Annotated in this window: 13 protein-coding genes; 9 read left to right on the forward strand and 4 right to left on the reverse strand. The window is 70.3% G+C overall.

Annotated features, from left to right (window positions below):
• Positions 1–87 precede the first annotated feature (87 nt).
• Complete coding sequence (locus ACFWY5_RS03985; RefSeq protein WP_379630493.1) at positions 88–2694, forward strand: AAA family ATPase; 2607 nt, start codon at positions 88–90, stop codon at positions 2692–2694.
• Here the strand turns inward: ACFWY5_RS03985 and ACFWY5_RS03990 are convergent.
• Positions 2691–3665: a nuclear transport factor 2 family protein gene (locus ACFWY5_RS03990; protein WP_379630494.1), complete on the reverse strand. Its 975-nt coding sequence runs from the start codon at positions 3663–3665 to the stop codon at positions 2691–2693. The two genes, ACFWY5_RS03985 and ACFWY5_RS03990, sit on opposite strands and share 4 nt — an antisense overlap.
• A 202-nt stretch (positions 3666–3867) precedes the next feature.
• Between ACFWY5_RS03990 and ACFWY5_RS03995 the strand changes: the two genes are divergently transcribed.
• From ACFWY5_RS03995 to ACFWY5_RS04025, 7 genes are all read left to right on the forward strand, one after another.
• Complete coding sequence (locus ACFWY5_RS03995; RefSeq protein ID WP_379630495.1) at positions 3868–5307, forward strand: hypothetical protein; 1440 nt, start codon at positions 3868–3870, stop codon at positions 5305–5307.
• On the forward strand, positions 5307–6110 hold the full coding sequence (locus tag ACFWY5_RS04000) for a class F sortase (protein WP_379614635.1): 804 nt from the start codon (positions 5307–5309) through the stop codon (positions 6108–6110). Before ACFWY5_RS03995 ends, ACFWY5_RS04000 begins: the two co-directional genes overlap by 1 nt.
• Positions 6111–6241: 131 nt before the next feature.
• Positions 6242–7534 carry a hypothetical protein gene (locus tag ACFWY5_RS04005; protein ID WP_379630496.1) on the forward strand — a complete coding sequence of 431 codons (1293 nt, stop codon included), beginning with the start codon at positions 6242–6244 and terminating at the stop codon, positions 7532–7534.
• A gap of 2 nt (positions 7535–7536) precedes the next feature.
• Positions 7537–8262 carry a class F sortase gene (locus ACFWY5_RS04010; protein ID WP_379614631.1) on the forward strand — a complete coding sequence of 242 codons (726 nt, stop codon included), beginning with the start codon at positions 7537–7539 and terminating at the stop codon, positions 8260–8262.
• Positions 8263–8272: 10 nt separating this feature from the next.
• On the forward strand, positions 8273–8929 hold the full coding sequence (locus tag ACFWY5_RS04015; RefSeq protein ID WP_379614629.1) for a hypothetical protein: 657 nt from the start codon (positions 8273–8275) through the stop codon (positions 8927–8929).
• A gap of 61 nt (positions 8930–8990) precedes the next feature.
• Positions 8991–10136 carry an acetyl-CoA C-acetyltransferase gene (locus ACFWY5_RS04020; RefSeq protein WP_379630497.1) on the forward strand — a complete coding sequence of 382 codons (1146 nt, stop codon included), beginning with the start codon at positions 8991–8993 and terminating at the stop codon, positions 10134–10136.
• 124 nt (positions 10137–10260) lie between these two features.
• Positions 10261–11439, forward strand: a complete 1179-nt coding sequence (locus tag ACFWY5_RS04025) for a tyrosinase family protein (RefSeq protein ID WP_379614625.1) — start codon at positions 10261–10263, stop codon at positions 11437–11439.
• Between the two features lie 103 nt (positions 11440–11542).
• Here ACFWY5_RS04025 and ACFWY5_RS04030 read toward each other — a convergent pair whose 3' ends face one another.
• Entirely contained in the window at positions 11543–12496 is a 954-nt protein-coding gene (locus ACFWY5_RS04030) for a helix-turn-helix transcriptional regulator (RefSeq protein WP_379630498.1), read from the reverse strand.
• Between the two features lie 45 nt (positions 12497–12541).
• Here ACFWY5_RS04030 and ACFWY5_RS04035 point away from each other — a divergent pair, with 45 nt between their 5' ends.
• Positions 12542–13696, forward strand: coding sequence for an epoxide hydrolase family protein (locus ACFWY5_RS04035; RefSeq protein ID WP_379630499.1), 1155 nt, complete (start codon positions 12542–12544; stop codon positions 13694–13696).
• Here the strand turns inward: ACFWY5_RS04035 and ACFWY5_RS04040 are convergent.
• Entirely contained in the window at positions 13689–14576 is an 888-nt protein-coding gene (locus tag ACFWY5_RS04040; RefSeq protein WP_379614619.1) for a carbohydrate ABC transporter permease, read from the reverse strand. The two genes, ACFWY5_RS04035 and ACFWY5_RS04040, sit on opposite strands and share 8 nt — an antisense overlap.
• The gene (locus ACFWY5_RS04045) at positions 14577–15497 is read right to left on the reverse strand and encodes a carbohydrate ABC transporter permease (protein WP_379614617.1); all 921 of its coding nucleotides are present in this window, start codon (positions 15495–15497) and stop codon (positions 14577–14579) included. It lies immediately after the preceding gene.
• Between the last annotated feature and the right edge of the window lie 32 nt (positions 15498–15529).

Below are 15529 nucleotides of genomic sequence, written 5' to 3' on the forward strand. Positions count from 1 at the left end.
GGCAACAGAATACGATTCTGTTACTCGGAGGTATACCCGCTTTCCCACCGTACGGGGCGGCAATGGGGCCCCGGTAGATTCATCCCCATGTTGCATGGCCGGGGGGATGAACAGACGGCCGTCGAGCGGCTGCTGGACTCGGCCCGCGACGGCGACAGCGGAGCCCTGGTGATCCGCGGTGAGCCAGGCGCCGGCAAGTCCGCGCTGCTGCGGCACGCCGCCGAGCGGGCCGGAGACCTGCGGACCCTGCGCGGGGCCGGTGTGGAGTCCGAGGCCGAGCTGCCGTTCGCCGCACTCCACCTGCTGTTGCGCGGCGAACTCGGCCGCCTGGACGCGCTGCCGCAGGCTCAGGCCGAGGCGCTGCGGGGCGCGCTGGGGCTGGGCGCGCTCGCTCCCGAGAACCGCTTCCTCGTCGGGCTGGCCGTGCTCAGCCTGCTCGCCGAGATCGCCGGGGACGGCTCGCTGCTCTGCGTCGTCGACGACGCGCAGTGGGTCGACCAGGCCTCACTCGACGCGCTCGTCTTCGCCGCCCGGCGGCTCGACGCCGAGGGCATCGCGCTGATCTTCGCCACCCGGGACGCCGCCGAGCCCGCCGGGCTGCCCGAACTCGTGCTGCGCGGCGTCGACCGCGCCGCCGCCACGGCGCTCCTGCCCGCCGACCTCGCGCCCGCCGTGCGCGAGCGCATTCTCGACGAGGCCGACGGCAACCCGCTGGCCCTGCTCGAACTGCCCGCCGTCCTCACCCCCGAGCAGCGGGCCGGCCGGCTGGCCCCCTACACCAAGATCCCGGTCACCAGCCGGGTCCGGCAGGCGTTCCTGGGGCAGATCACCGCGCTGCCCGAGGCCGCCCAGCTCGTGCTGGCCGTGCTCGCCGCCGACGACACCGGCTCGCTGGGCGTGGTGTTGCGCGCCTGTGAGGAGTTCGGGGCGGGGATCGAGGACCTGGAGAGCGCGCGGCGGGCCCGGCTCGTCGAGGTCGCCGGGCAGGAGGTGAGCTTCCGCCACCCGCTGATCCGGCCCACGGCCTATCAGAACGTGCCGCTGACGACGGCGCCGGCCGTACACCGGGCGCTGGCGGGTGCGCTCGACGGGCGCGAGCACGCCGACCGCCGGGCGTGGCACCTCGCGGCCGCGACGGCCGCGCCCGACGAGGACGTGGCCGCCGAGCTGGTGCGGGTCGCCGAGCGCGCGCAGACGCGCGCGGGCTATGCCGCCATGGCCGCCGCCTACGAGCGCGCCGCCGAGCTCACTCCCGACCCCGACCTCCGTTCGGTACGGCTGGCCGCCGCGGCAGTGGCCGCCAGCGACGGCGGCCGGTTCGAGCACGCCGACCGGCTGGCCGACCGGGCCAGCGGCATCGGCGACCCGCTCGCGCTCGCCCACCTGCTCCAGGTACGCGCGCACGTGCACGTGCAGCAGGGTGCCTATGCCGAGGCGGCCCGGGTGATCGTCGCGGGTGCCGGGCGGATCGCGCAGCTCGATCCCGAACGGGCCGCCTACCTGTATCTGGAGGCGATCCGCTGCGCGTGGTTCGGTACCGCGGCCGAGCCGGCGCTGCGGGCGGCGGCGCTGATGCCGCCGGTGGACGTGCCGCTGGTGGGCGGGGCGCTCGGAGTGGCGGCGATGATGGGCGGGGAGGTGCCGAAGGCGGTGGCGCTCATGGACCGCCTGCTGGTCGATCCCGATATTTCTGGACTGGGGATTCCGGGGCGGCTCTTCCTCGCGCAGGTGGCGCTGGCGGCCGGACGGCCCTCTCTGGCCGATGAGGTCGCCGCGCGGGCCGTCGCCGACTGCCGGGCGCGGGGGATGGACGGCTGGCTGATCGTCGGGCTGAACGCGCGGATGCAGGCCCTGGCCTGCCTCGGGCGCTACCAGGACATGATCGAGGCGCGGGAGGACGGCACGCCGCTGGTCGGCGACCCCGCGCTGCTGGACGGGCCGCTCGCGTTCGCCCACGCGGAGCTCGGGGACGAGGAACGCGGGCGGAGCGGGGGCGGAGCCGTGGGAGCGTGGGCTCTGGGGCGGCTGGAGCTGGCGCTCGGCCGGCCGGAGGCGGCGCTGAAGGCGATGGAGCCGGTGGCCGGTGCGGCTTATGCGCCGTTCTCCCTCTTCATGCTGCCGGACCGGGTCGAGGCCGCGCTGCGGGTCCGTGACACGGCGACGGCCGAGATGCTGGCGGGGCGGTACACGGAGTGGGCGCAGGCCGTGGGGCTGCCGTCCGCGCTGGCCGTCGCCGCCCGGTGCGCCGCGCTGGTCGCCGATGACGAGGAGCGGTTCGCGCTGGCCGTACAGCTGCATGAGGGGGGTGAGCAGCCGCAGGAGGAGGCGCGCACGCGGCTGCTCTACGGCGAGTGGCTGCGGCGGGCGCGCCGGCGGGCCGAGGCGCGCACGCAGCTGCGGGGGGCTTTGGCGGACTTCGACGGGCTGGGGATGAGCCTGTGGGCCGAGCGGGCGCGGGCCGAACTGCGGCTCACGGGCGACGTCCCCGCGGCGCCGCGCCGCGCCGACGATCCGCTGAGCGTCCTGACCGCCCAAGAGCGCCAGGTGGTACGGCTGGCCGCCACCGGCGCCTCGAACCGGGACATCGCCGCCCAGCTGTACCTGAGCCCCAGAACGGTCGGATACCACCTGTACAAGGCGTATCCGAAGCTGGGAATCGCCGCCAGGTCGGAGCTGGCGGCGCTGGTCGGCTAGGGCCTGAGCAGGCCGTAGAGGGTGTTGATCTTGGCCTGGTCGGCGATGATCGGGAGCTGGTCGAAGCTGAGCTGCCAGTTCGTCGTGACGCCCCACCGGTCGTCGAGCCGCTCGATGATGCCGAAGCTCATCTTCTGGCCGTGCTTGGGGGTGACCGTGCCGTACCACTCCACGTACGTGGAATTGCCCGCTCTTACTGCCTGGCCGGGCTTCAGCTGGAGTTCGCCGATCTGGGCGAAGAACGCGTTCAGGTAGGCCTGCTTGCCCTGGGTCGTCCTGAGCGCGCGGTCTTCCAGGCCCGTGCCCTTGAGCGGCGCGCCGGTGAGCGGGGCGAGGAGGGCGGCGGCGTCCTTGCGGTTCCACGCCTGGCCGCGGGCCACGAGCGCGTCCGGGCTGATGGCGGGCCTGCGGCCCGTCTCGGCGGGGCCGGTGTCGGTCACGCCGGCGAACAGGTTGCGGACGGTGGGGTCGAGCTTGGTGAACCACGTGTACCGGTCGTAGTAGCGGCGGCCCTGGACCACCTTGCCGTCGTCGGCCATCAGGACGCGGTAGACGGCCGGGTAGGAGATCGCGTGACCCTTGATCGTGACCTCGTTGGCCGCCTCGAACATCACCGCGGCGCCGTCCACGCCGATCCGCGTGCCGTGGAAACGGAAGTCGGGGGCGAGGGTGAGCGATCCGGTGATCGCCCTTTCGATCTCCGCCAGCCCCTTGGCCGGGGGAAGTTCGGCGGCGGCCGGCTCCCAGAGGGTGGCGTCCTTATCCCAGATGTCCAGATAAAGCGGGACTCGCGAGAGGGCGTCGGGTGCCTCCTTGCCGAACGCGACCTGCCGCTTGATGAAGCTGCAGGCGTTGGGGGAGACCCAGCCGATCGCGGTGTCGCACTCGTCGGGGGTGACCTGGGCTTGGGCCGGGGCGCTCAGCAGTCCCACCGCCAGCATCGCCCCGGCCAGCATCGCCGTCTTCCTCATCGCCGTCTCCTTCTGTTCCGCCTGGCCAATGCGGCCCTGGCGACGTCGAAATTACGGAGATCGGTGAACGCCTGAATCTGTCATCGTGACGGTAGTGACACGGCTTCATCACAAGTCACGGCCACTGCGACATATGGCCGCTTTCTCGGTCGTTCCAGCCCTAAGATCTACCCTTGGTCTACCTGGGTGATCGGAGTGACCCGTGAGTCGATGGCGCGTACCGGCGGTCGCCTCCTTCGCAGGCTTAGCAGCCATCGGGCTGTTCATCCTGCCCGCTGAGGCCGAGACCGCCAGCATCCCCGTGAACTACCTCTGCACGGGTGGAATCGCCGACCAGCGCGGGCCCGTCAACCTCAAGGTCGATGTCACGGCCCCCACGACGCTGCGGGTGGGCGGCCAGCTCCGGGTCAACTGGTCGCTCGCGTACGACGGGCAGACCGGCAGGTTCTCCTCGCCGGGCTACTTCGGGGCGGGCTCGACCCTTCACGTGAACTCGACGGCCACCCTCGGCGGCTCCTGGGCCGGCGCGCTCGAAGCCGCCGGATCCGAGGAGCAGAAGGAGCTCAAGCCGTGGGACCCGCTGGCGCTGCCCAAGGCCGCCTCCAGCGAGGCGCACCTGACCCAGCCGGGCACGCTCACGATCACCCCGTCGACGATGACCGTCGACTTCCTGCCCGCCGCCGCTGAAGCCGTGACGGTGAACGACGACGACACGCAGGTCAAGTACGCGCCCGCCGGCGCGTGGGCGCACAAGAACTCGACCCCGGTCCGCTACAAGGACCACGACCGGGACGTCCACCGCACCACCGACGCCGACGCGTCCGCGAGCTTCACCTTCACCGGCACCGGCGTCGAGTACTACGGCCGCCGCCACTGGAACAGCGCCAAGGTCAAGGTCTACCTCGACCCCTCCGGACCGGAGCCGGAGAAGCAGGTGGCGACCGTGGACCCGACCCTTGACGACGACGGCACGCCGACCAACCGCATCGAGGGCAACACCCTCCTGTGGGAGAGCGAGAAGCTCCCGTACGGCCAGCACACCGTCCGCATCGCGCACGCCGGGAACACGGCCGCGGCGCCCGAGCTCGAAGGTGAGCCGGAGGATGGCGTGGACGCGAAGGCCGAAGCCCAGGCCGCGGTCAAGCCGATCTTCGTGGACGCCTTCAAGGCCCTCCTGGACCCGGAGGAGATTCCGGCGGGCTTCCACCGCGCCACCTGCCGGGTGACCAATCGGCCGGCGCCGTCGCTGAAGGTCGTGGTCCAGGGCGGCACCACCACCTCACCGACGCCGACACCTACGCCGACGCCGACCGGCACCAACAGGCCCACCAACACCCCGACGACCACGCCGCCGAACAACAACGGCGACAACAACCAGGACCCGTGGCACGTCGGTGTGGTGCCCGGCGCCGTCAAGACCCCGACGACCCGTGCCTCCGCCTCGCCGACCACGACCCGCTTCATCAAGGCCCAGGTGGTCAAGACGCCCAAGGGCGGGGTGGACACGGGTGAGGCGCCCGTGGAGGCGACGGGCGGGCCGTACGGGCTGATCGCGGGTGGTTCGGCCCTGCTGCTGGTCAGCGCGACGGGCGGCTTGCTGGTACGGCGGCGCCGCGCCGCGCACGCCGGAGGAGCGAAGTGATGAGTGAGCGGAAGAAAGCCATGAACCGGGCTCTGCCCGGACTGCTGGTCGCCGGCTCGCTGGCCGGAGTGGTTGCGGTGACCGTGGGCGTGCTGCAGCTGGCCCCGAGGGTGGAAGGCGGCCCTGGCGGCGTCCTGGCCGGAGCCGCCGGCCCCCGTGAGGCTGGGACCGGCGAGCAGCCGACCCCGATCGAGATCCAGAACGCCGGCGCCTTCATGCTGTCCCCGACCGTGGGCCCGGGCGGTAAGGACACCCCGCTGACCCCGGCCAGGCTGGAGGCCCCGCCGCCGCTGGCCGCCGTTCCGACCGTGGCTCCCATCCCGCCGGCGAAAAAGGCGGCGAAGAAGGCCCGGCCGACGCGGATCAAGATCCCCAAGATCAAGGTGAACGCCCCGATCGGCGCCGTGGCCCTCGACTCCAAGGGCGCCCTGGGCGTCCCGTCCCTGGCGAAGCCGAACCTGACCGGCTGGTACCGCGACAGCCCCGTCCCCGGCGGCATCGGCCCGTCGATCATCAACGGCCACGTGAACACCCGCAAGGGCCCCGCGGTCTTCAACCGCCTCGCGGAGCTGACCAAGGGCGACCCCATCTACGTGTACCGCTCCGACGGCAAGGTGACCCGCTTCACGGTGAGTGGCATCGAGCAGGTCAGCAAGTCCACGTTCCCGACGAACCGCGTGTACGGCAACACCTCCGACGCCCAGCTCCGCCTGGTGACGTGCGGCGGCGTCTACAACAAGTCGGCCCACAGCTACGCCGACAACGTCATCGTGTATGCGACCCTGTCCAAGAAGAAGGGTTGACCGGTTCTTGGTTCCGGGTTTCAGGTTTACAGGAGATTTACAGGGTCAGTTCGTACGATCTCAACCTAACCGTGACCAATCGCTGGAATCCTGGTACGCCTGTTGAACCTGCGCTGAAACGGAGATAGACAGTGCTGACGTCCAAGGCGCGGCGCCGCCTCGCCCAGAAGACTTCCGCCTTGGGGCTGGCAAGCACCCTCCTCTTCGTCGCCGGTTCCACCTTCTTCCACTCGGCCGCAGCGGCGCAGTCGAACATGACCTCGACCTGCACGGCCGCGACGACCACTGACGCCTCGCTCAAGGTCCCGATCGGCACGGGCACCGGCGACAAGGGTCCCAAGTCAGTCTCCTTCACCTGCACCGCCGGAACGATCACTAACCAGTCGATCCAGGTCAGTATGAGTACGGTCGCGAGCTCGGTGACGGCCGGCGGCAGCTTCGACGTCACCTTGGAGATCCCGGCGCTCACGCTGGCGACCGCGCCCACGACCGCCTCCACGGTGAACGTCGGCTGGACGCCCACCGTCACCGGGGGCACCGCCGAGACCGGGACCAAGCCGGGCGGGGCCACCACCGCGCAGTCCACCGCGGTCCCGGCCAAGAGCGTGGCCTTCAAGATCACGGCAGCGACGACGGGCACGATGGTGGAGATCAAGCCGGGGTCGCTGAGTTTCACCATCGGCACCGGCACCGGGACGGGCACCGACATCCTCCAGTACGTCTGCGATGCGTCCGGTGACACCGGCTACGCGGGCGATGTGGACATCAAGGTCACCCTCACTCCGCCGACCACCGCCACCGCGAACACCGACGCCTCCATCACCTGGACCAGCGTCGTCCAGACCACGGGCGACCCGCTGAAGGTTCCCGTCGGAGGGTTCACGACCGGCACCAAGGCGTTCGGGACCATCAAGGCGACCGGTGCGGGCGTGCCCGCCAGCGCCACCGGCGAAGGCGCGATCTCCAGCACCACCGCCGGAAGCGACTTCACCATCCAGACGATCACGGTGAAGATCAAGCCGACGACGACCGGTGACGTCACGCTCACGCCCGGCGACCTGGTCTTCGACACCACGGCGACCGGGACGAAGCTGAAGTGCTCGGCGCCGACCGACGGCCTGAAGACCTACAAGTTCACCGTCTCGGCGGGTAACGGCACCACGCCGACCCCTACGCCGACGCCGACGCCGACCCCCACGACCACCACCCCCAAGCCCACCAAGACCACGACGAAGTTCGTCACCGAGACGCCCAAGGACAACAATGGGAAGGTCACCAAGACTCCCAAGGCCGGGGCGGACACCGGTGGTGGTGGGGACATGGGGCCTGATGGGCGGATGTTCATTCTCACCGGCTCTCTGCTCATCCTGGCCGCCGGCGCCGGTGGGCTGATGGTCCGGCGGCGCGGGCTCAACCGGGGCTGAGGGTGACCGGGCAGGGGTCTCAGGGTGGCGGCGGGCTGCGGATCACGCTGATTCTCGCGGCCATCGCCGGAGTGGTGACGGTCGTGGCGGGGCTGCTGATCGTCGCGGGGTCGCCGCAGGAGTATGGGCTGGCTCGGGACAGTCTTGATCTTGGGGCGCAGCCGGACGGCAAGGACACCGGAGCGCCGCAGCAGGCGTTGTTCAAGGCGGAGGCCACGGTGCCGCCGCCCCTTCCGCCGATCAATCCGGCGCCCGCCATGCTGCCGTCCACTCCCAAGAGGATCGTGATCAAGCGGCTCGGGATCAACGCGCCCATCTCCTCGATCGGGCTGGACAAGCGGGGCGCCATCCAGGTCCCGTCGATCGACAATCCGAACCTGGTCGGCTGGTACCGGCACGGGCCGACCGCGGGTGAGGCGGGGCCGTCGGTGATGCTGGGGCACAAGGACACGCGGCGGGGCACCGCGGTGTTCAGCCGCCTGTACGAGATCCGCAACGGCGACACCATCGAGGTCAAGCGGCAGGACGGCGTGACGGCGGTGTTCACCGTGGGCGGCGTGGAGCAGGCGGCGAAGACGACCTTCCCCACCCAGCGCGTCTACGGCGACCAGGGCGACAACGCCCAGCTCCACCTGATCACCTGTGGCGGCTACTACAACCGCAACATCGGTCACTACACCGACAACATCATCGTCTACGCGACAATGACGAGCTCCTACAGAAGCTGAGGACACGCGCATGGGCTGGATGGCGAAGCGGCGACTGCGTACTGGCCCCACGGCGGCGGTGTCCGCCAAGCCGGATCCGGCCGAACTGCTGCGGATCGTGCAACTGGCCGACCCGGACGCCCGCGCGGACGGCGGCGACATCCTGGCCGCCGACACCAGGATCCACGCGGCCGTCGAGGCGGAGCCCGAACTCGTGGGCGGCGAGCTCGAAACGGTCTGGGCCCTTCGGGTGGCGGCCGAGGGGCCGCTGCCTTTCGACTACTTCGACCGTTATCTGGCCGAGGGCATCGCGTTCCGGCTGGGCGGGCTGGCGGTGTGCCGCGGTGAGGTGAGCGATCCGTCCGATGAGGACGTGCAGCGCGGCGCCGCGGTGATCCTCCCGGTACGGCCGGCCGACGACGAACTGGCCGACCTGCTCGAAGCCGAGCCCGGTGAGGACGACGCCTTCGAGGGCACCGGGTTCCGCGCGGTGGTGGTGCCCCTGAAGACGCGGCCGCCGGCCGTACGGGATCTGCTGCCTTTCGCGACGGAGCTGACGGCGGTGGAGCTGCGCGGCGACGACCTGGAGAAGGTCGGCGCGCTGGCGCTGTCGCTGGCGGACGGGCTGCAGGGCATCGCGGTGGACCGGTGGTGCTTCCGTATCGACGCTCCCGGGGACCTCCTGTAGAGCATCGTTCTGTTGTAGTCTGCCCAGTAACCGAATATTGCTCGGTTTCATGGAGGGCACTGTGGCAGAGGCGTACATCGTCGGGGCGGTCCGGACCCCGGTCGGCAAGAAGAAGGGCGGCCTTTCCACCGTCCACCCCACTGACCTGGCCGCGCAGACGCTGAAGGCGCTCATCGACCGCACCGGCGTCGACCCCGTCGCGGTCGAGGACGTCATCATGGGCTGTGTCATGCAGTTCGGCCCGCAGAGCATGGACATCGCGCGCAACGCCTGGCTCAGCGCCGGCCTGCCGGAGACCACGGCCGGTGTCACGATCGACCGGCAGTGCGGCTCCTCGCAGCAGTCGATCCACTTCGCCGCGCAGGGCGTCCTGTCCGGCACACAGGACCTCGTGGTCGCCGCCGGAGTGGAGTCGATGAGCGTCGTGCCGATGGGCTCGTCGATCACGGCGGCCTTGGAGAAGGGCATGCCGTTCCCCTTCGGCGAGATGTGGGTCGAGCGGTACGGCAAGCAGGAGATCTCCCAGTTCCGCGGCGCTGAGCTGATGTGCCAGAAGTGGGGTTTCACCCGCGAGCAGTTGGAGCGGTTCGCCTACGAGTCGCACCAGCGCGCGGCCAAGGCCATCGCGAACGGCCACTTCAAGGACCAGATCGTCCCGGTCAACGGCGTACACGACGACGAGGGCCCCCGCCCGGACTCGACGCTGGAGAAGATGGCGGGCCTGAAGACGCTGAAGGAGGACGGCGTGATCACCGCCGCCACCTCCTCGCAGATCTCCGACGGCTCCGGCGCGCTTCTCATCGCCTCTGAGCAGGCGGTCAAGGACCACGGGCTGACCCCGCGCGCCCGTATCCACCAGCTCGCGCTGACCGGCGACGACCCGGTGTACATGCTGACCGCGCCGATCCCGGCCACCCAGAAGGCGTTGAAGAAGGCGGGCATGTCGATCGACCAGATCGACGTCACCGAGATCAACGAGGCGTTCGCGCCGGTCCCGCTGGCCTGGATCAAGGAGCTGGGCGCCGACCCGGCCACGGTCAACCCGAACGGCGGCGCCATCGCCCTGGGCCACCCGCTGGGCGGCACCGGCGCGATCCTGATGACCAAGCTGCTGCACGAGCTGGAGCGCACCGGCGGCCGGTACGGCCTGCAGACGATGTGCGAAGGCGGCGGCCAGGCCAACGTCACGATCATCGAACGCCTGTAGGACACGGCGGGGCGCCGCCCCGGGGCACAGACCCCGGGGCGGCGAACTCCTGGAATGATCTTGCGCATACTCAGCCCAGTTCTAGAGGGATCTCCGGGTAGCAAGATCGCGAAGGAGGTGCCTCATGTTCGGTGCCAGCAGGCGGCAGGTATTGATGGCGATGGGGGCGGTGCCGTTCCTGGCCGGCCCGCCGCCCATCGACGGGTGTGTCGAGCTCACCCACAAGGGCCGCAAGATCAAGATTTGCCCGCCGGGGCACGAGATGCACGGCCTGCTCAACAGGTCGGTGTTCGTCGACGGCGTCGCGCTGGAGATCATGGAGCAGAACGGCAGGTTCATCAGCGAGCTGAACCTGTACTCCGGCCACCGCACGCTCAAGGGCGTGGCGATCGAGGCGGTCGAGCTGCTGCGCGGAGCCAGGCTGGTCGAGCGGCCACCGGCGCCGAAGGTGAAGCTGGAGCAGCCCGACTCCGGCGGCCGGCGCAGGGCGGGCCGCCTGCGCAAGAACGCCGCCGCGCTGAGCTCCGCCGAGAAGTCCGCGCTGGTGGACGCCTTCCTGCGGCTCAAGCGCAGCGGCGCGTACGACTACTTCGTCGACCTGCACCGCAGGGCCTTCTCCCAGCACGGGTGGAACGCCCACATGCACGCCGGCTTCCTGCCCTGGCACCGGGCGATGCTGGTGCACTTCGAGACGCAGCTCGGGGTGGCGCTGCCGTACTGGGACTGGACGGTGCAGCAGAGCGGCGGCGCGACGCCGTTCACCCCGGACTTCCTCGGCGGCAACGGGCGCCAGGGGGACCAGCAGGTGATGGAGGGGCCGTTCGCCTTCCGCCACGGGCAGTGGCCGCTCAACGTCCGCGAGGACAACAGGGAGTTCCTGCGCAGGGAGTTCGGCGTTGGGGCGGATCGGCCGTCCGGGGCGGGGCTGGTGAGTCAGGCGATGGCCACCTCGCTCTACGACCAGGCGCCGTACGACTCCTCGGCGAGCGCCGGCTTCCGCAACCTCGTCGAGGGCTGGCCGGGCGGCCCGGTCATGCACAACCGGGCCCACGTGTGGATGGGCGGCAGCATGCTGCCCGCCTCGGCGCCGAACGACCCGGCGTTCTTCCTCAACCACTGCTTCGTGGACAAGCTCTGGGCCGACTGGCAGGCCAGGCACGGCTCGGTCGCCCACTTCCTGCCCGGCGAGCTGATCGACGTGCCGGTGGAACCGTTCGGGAGCGAGGTCGGCTGGACGGTCACGCCGCGCCAGCTCCTCGACCACGGTCAGTGGTACACCTACGGCGACGCCCCGGCCCTGTGACAAGCAGGGCCGGGGCGCCGGCGGTGTTCGCGCCCATGGCGTGGAGGCGCTTCAACTACCCATCCAGGTAGTGGCTCTTGGTGCTCCGACAGTAGGGGAGCGATCATTGAGGGCGCAACGGGTTATCGGCCGACGCCTTGAGTCTCTCTCCCAGCGTGCGGATGTGCGCGACGAGCTCGGGCGGCTCGTGCGTCTCGAAGCGGAAGCCGAGCAGCCCCACCCACAGCGCCAGCTCGTCCAGGGAGTCGGAGCCGGTGCTGACCACGCACGTGTGCTCGTCGATCGGCTCGATCGTGCCGGACGTCGCGGTCATGCGCTCGCTCACGGCGGCGGCGGGCCCGTGGACGGTGAAGCGGCCCTGGTAGCGGTAGGGCGCGCTGGCGATCCGCCGCGAGGTGTAGCCGGCCAGGTCGTCGGCGGGCAGCGGGCGGGGTGAGAAGCGCGGGCCGTTCGGGGTGCGCAGGGTGAGCCGGTCGACGCGGTAGGTGCGCCAGTCGCGCCGCTCGACGTCCCATCCGACCAGGTACCAGCGCCGTCCTGAGTGCACCAGCCGGTACGGCTCCGCCGTACGCCGGCTCGGTGTGCCGTCGTGCGCGCGGTAGTCGAACCGCAGGCACTCCCGCGCCCACGCGGCGGCCGCGATCGTGGACAGCACGCCGGGATCCACCGCGGGACCGCCCAGCGGCATCGGCACGGTCACCGCCTTGAGCGCGTCGACCCGATGCCGCAGGCGGGAGGGCAGCACCTGCTCCAGCTTGGCCAGCGCCCGCACGCAGACCTCCTCCAGCCCGGCCACGGTTCCCCCGGCGCCGGTGCGCAGCCCGATGGCCACCGCGACCGCCTCGTCGTCGTCCAGCAGCAGGGGCGGCAGCCGCGACCCCGCGCCCAGCCGGTACCCGGGCGCGCCCGCGGTGGCGTCGACCGGGTAACCGAGCTCGCGCAGCCGGTCCACGTCGCGCCGGACGGTACGCATGGACACGCCGAGCCGTTCGGCCAGCTCGGCCCCCGACCAGTCGCGGTGGGTCTGCAGGAGACCCAGCAGAGAAAGCAGCCTCACAACCTAGGACGTTACCTGACCTAGGCGCTTTCTAGAGTTGCCCCCATGAAGCCCTTCCACATCGACATTCCGGACGCCGACCTCACCGACCTGCGCGAACGCCTGGCCCGCACCCGCTGGCCCGACGAACTACCCGGCGTCGGCTGGTCCTACGGCGTCCCGCTCTCCTACGCCCGCGACCTCGCCGGCTACTGGGCCGACGGCTTCGACTGGCGGGCCCAGGAAGCCGCGCTGAACGCCCTCCCGCAGTTCACCACCGAGATCGACGGGCAGAACATCCACTTCGTCCACGTACGCTGCGCCAAGCCGGACGCCCTGCCGCTGATCATCACCCACGGCTGGCCCGGCTCGTTCGTGGAGTTCATGAAGGTCATCGAACCGCTGGCCCAGGACTTCCACGTCGTCGCGCCGTCGATCCCGGGCTTCGGATTCTCCGGCCCGACCCGCGAGAAGGGCTGGGACCTCAAGCGGGTGGCCAGGGCGTGGGCGGTGCTCATGGAACGCCTCGGCTACGAGCGCTACGGCGCCCACGGCACCGACACCGGCTCGGTCATCGCGCCGGAACTGGGCCGCGTGGCGCCGGACAGGGTGGTCGGCGTGCACGTCAACGGCGGCCTCGGCTTCCCGTCGGGAGACCCGGCCGAGCTGGAGGGCCTGACGGAGGCCGAAAGCGCACGCATGGCGATATATCCGGACACGGAGGCTCTCGGCTACGCCATGATCCAGTCGACCCGGCCCCAGACCCTCGCCTACGGCCTGCACGACTCCCCGGCGGGCCAGCTCACCTGGATCGCCGAGAAGTTCCACGAGTGGGCCGGCGTGGAAGTGGACCGCGACCAGCTTCTCACCAACATCAGCGTCTACTGGTTCACGGGTACGGCAGGCTCGGCGGCCCGCATCTACAAGGAGGGCGCCGCGGCCTGGGGCGGGCAGAGCCCGTACTCCGGAGTGCCCCACGGCGTCGCCGTCTTCCCCGGCGACACCGGCGTGCGGCGCGTCGCCGAACGCGAGCACAAGGTCGTGCACTGGGCGGAGTACGACCGGGGCGGCCACTTCCCCGCCATGGAGGTGCCGGAGGTGCTCGTCGCCGACCTGCGCACGTTCTTTCTCCGAGGAAAGGAAACACTTCGGCCGCCACGGATCGCGCGGCGGCCGAAGGGCGGGCGGGAGGAGGTCGCCCGCTGGGAGTGGCCTACTTGATCGAGCCGGCGGTGAGACCGCCGACCACCTTCCGCTCGATGAGCGCGAACAGGATGATCACCGGGATCGTGGCGATCACCGATCCGGCGAACAGTCCCTGCCAGTCCACGGAGTACTGGCCCATGTAGGAGTGCAGCGCCACGGGCAGCGGCTGGTTCTCCGGGCTCGTGGTCAGGGTCAGCGCGACGACGAACTCGTTCCACGCGGCGATGAACGTGAAGATCAGCGCCGTGATCACGCCGGGCATGGCCAGGGGGAGCGTGATGCGGAACAGCGCGCCCATCCGCCCGTTGCCGTCGATGAAGGCCGCCTCCTCCAGCTCACGGGGGATGCTGGAGAAGTACGCGTTGAGGATCCACACCGCGAACGCCAGGTTGAAACCGCCGTTGACCAGAATCAGCGACCACACCGAGTCCACCAGCCCGAACTGGAAGAACTCCCGGTAGATGCCCACGACCATCGAGGTCGGCTGGAACATCTGCGTGACCAGCACCAGGATCAGGAAGAACGTGCGCCCTCTGAAGTTGTGCCGCGCGGTGTAGTACGCCGCCGGCAGCGCCACGATCAGCACCAGCAACGTCGAGCCGATCGCGACCTGCAACGAGACCAGCAGGTTGTCGGCCAGCCCGCCCCGCCAGAACCCGCCGATCGCCGACAGGTCCCAGGTGTCGGGGAACCACTGCGCCGTGCGCAGCTCGTTCTGCGGCCGCAGCGCGATCAACACCATGACCAGGTACGGGAAGAGGAAGACGAACCCGATCAGGTACGCGAGCCCGGCGATGAGCGTCGTCTTGACCCGCGGCATCGTGTGCGAGCGGCGCGGGCGCTGGTGGTGGTGCCGCCGCCTGTTCAGCGGGGCGGGAGCGGTCTGCGTGCTCACCTACGCCACCTCCTTGTTCCAGCGGGAGACCCGCAAGAAGATGATGGTCAGCACGATGACCATGCCGAAGTTCACCACCGACATCGCCGCGGACGCCCCGATGTCGGAGCCCTTCAGGATGTACATGAAGATCGTGGACGTCGCGGTGTCGTAACCCGGCTGGCCCTTCGTCATCGCCCAGATGATCGGGAAGCTGTTGAAGACGTTCATGACGTTGATCAGCGCCGCGACGGTCAGCGCGGGGCGCAGCAGCGGCAGAGTGATCGACCAGTAAGTGCGGAACTTCGAGGCGCCGTCCATCCTGGCCGCCTCGTAGATGTCGGCCGGGATCGTGGCCAGGCCGGCCAGCAGCGCGTACGTCGTGAACGGCACCGACACGAACACCGCCACGAAGATCAGCCACGGCATCGCGGTGGAGGCCTGGCCGAGCTGGTCGGCCGAGCTGCCGCCCATCGCGCCGAGCAACCCCAGCGAGCTCGGCTCGATGCCGAAGGTGTCTTTCAGAAAGACGCCCAGGTCACGCCGGATCAGGTTGATGACACCGACCTCGGGGTCGAGCATCCACTTGAACACGATCGCGGTCATCAGCACCGACGCCGCCCACGGCGCGATCAGTGCCCAGCGGGCCAGCTTGCGCCCCGGGAACTTCTGGTTGAACAACTGCGCCAGCAGCAGGGAGATCAGCACGGTGAGCGCGACGACCGCGACCACCCAGATCACGCTGCGGACCATGATGTCCGCGAAGTCCTTCGAGTTGAAGACCTTCGTGTAGTTGTCGGGGAAGTTGCCCTCCCGGACCACGCCGAACCGGCTGATCTGCAGGAACGACGACCGGATCATCTCGATCACCGGCCAGATGACCACCGCGGCGATCAGCAAGACCGCGGGCCCGACCCAGGCGAGCGGCTCCAGCTTCTTCATGCGAACCCTTTCTGGAGGTACGGCAGGCGCCC

It is taken from the genome of Nonomuraea sp. NPDC059007 (genome assembly GCF_042740555.1).
GTDB lineage: Bacteria > Actinomycetota > Actinomycetes > Streptosporangiales > Streptosporangiaceae > Nonomuraea.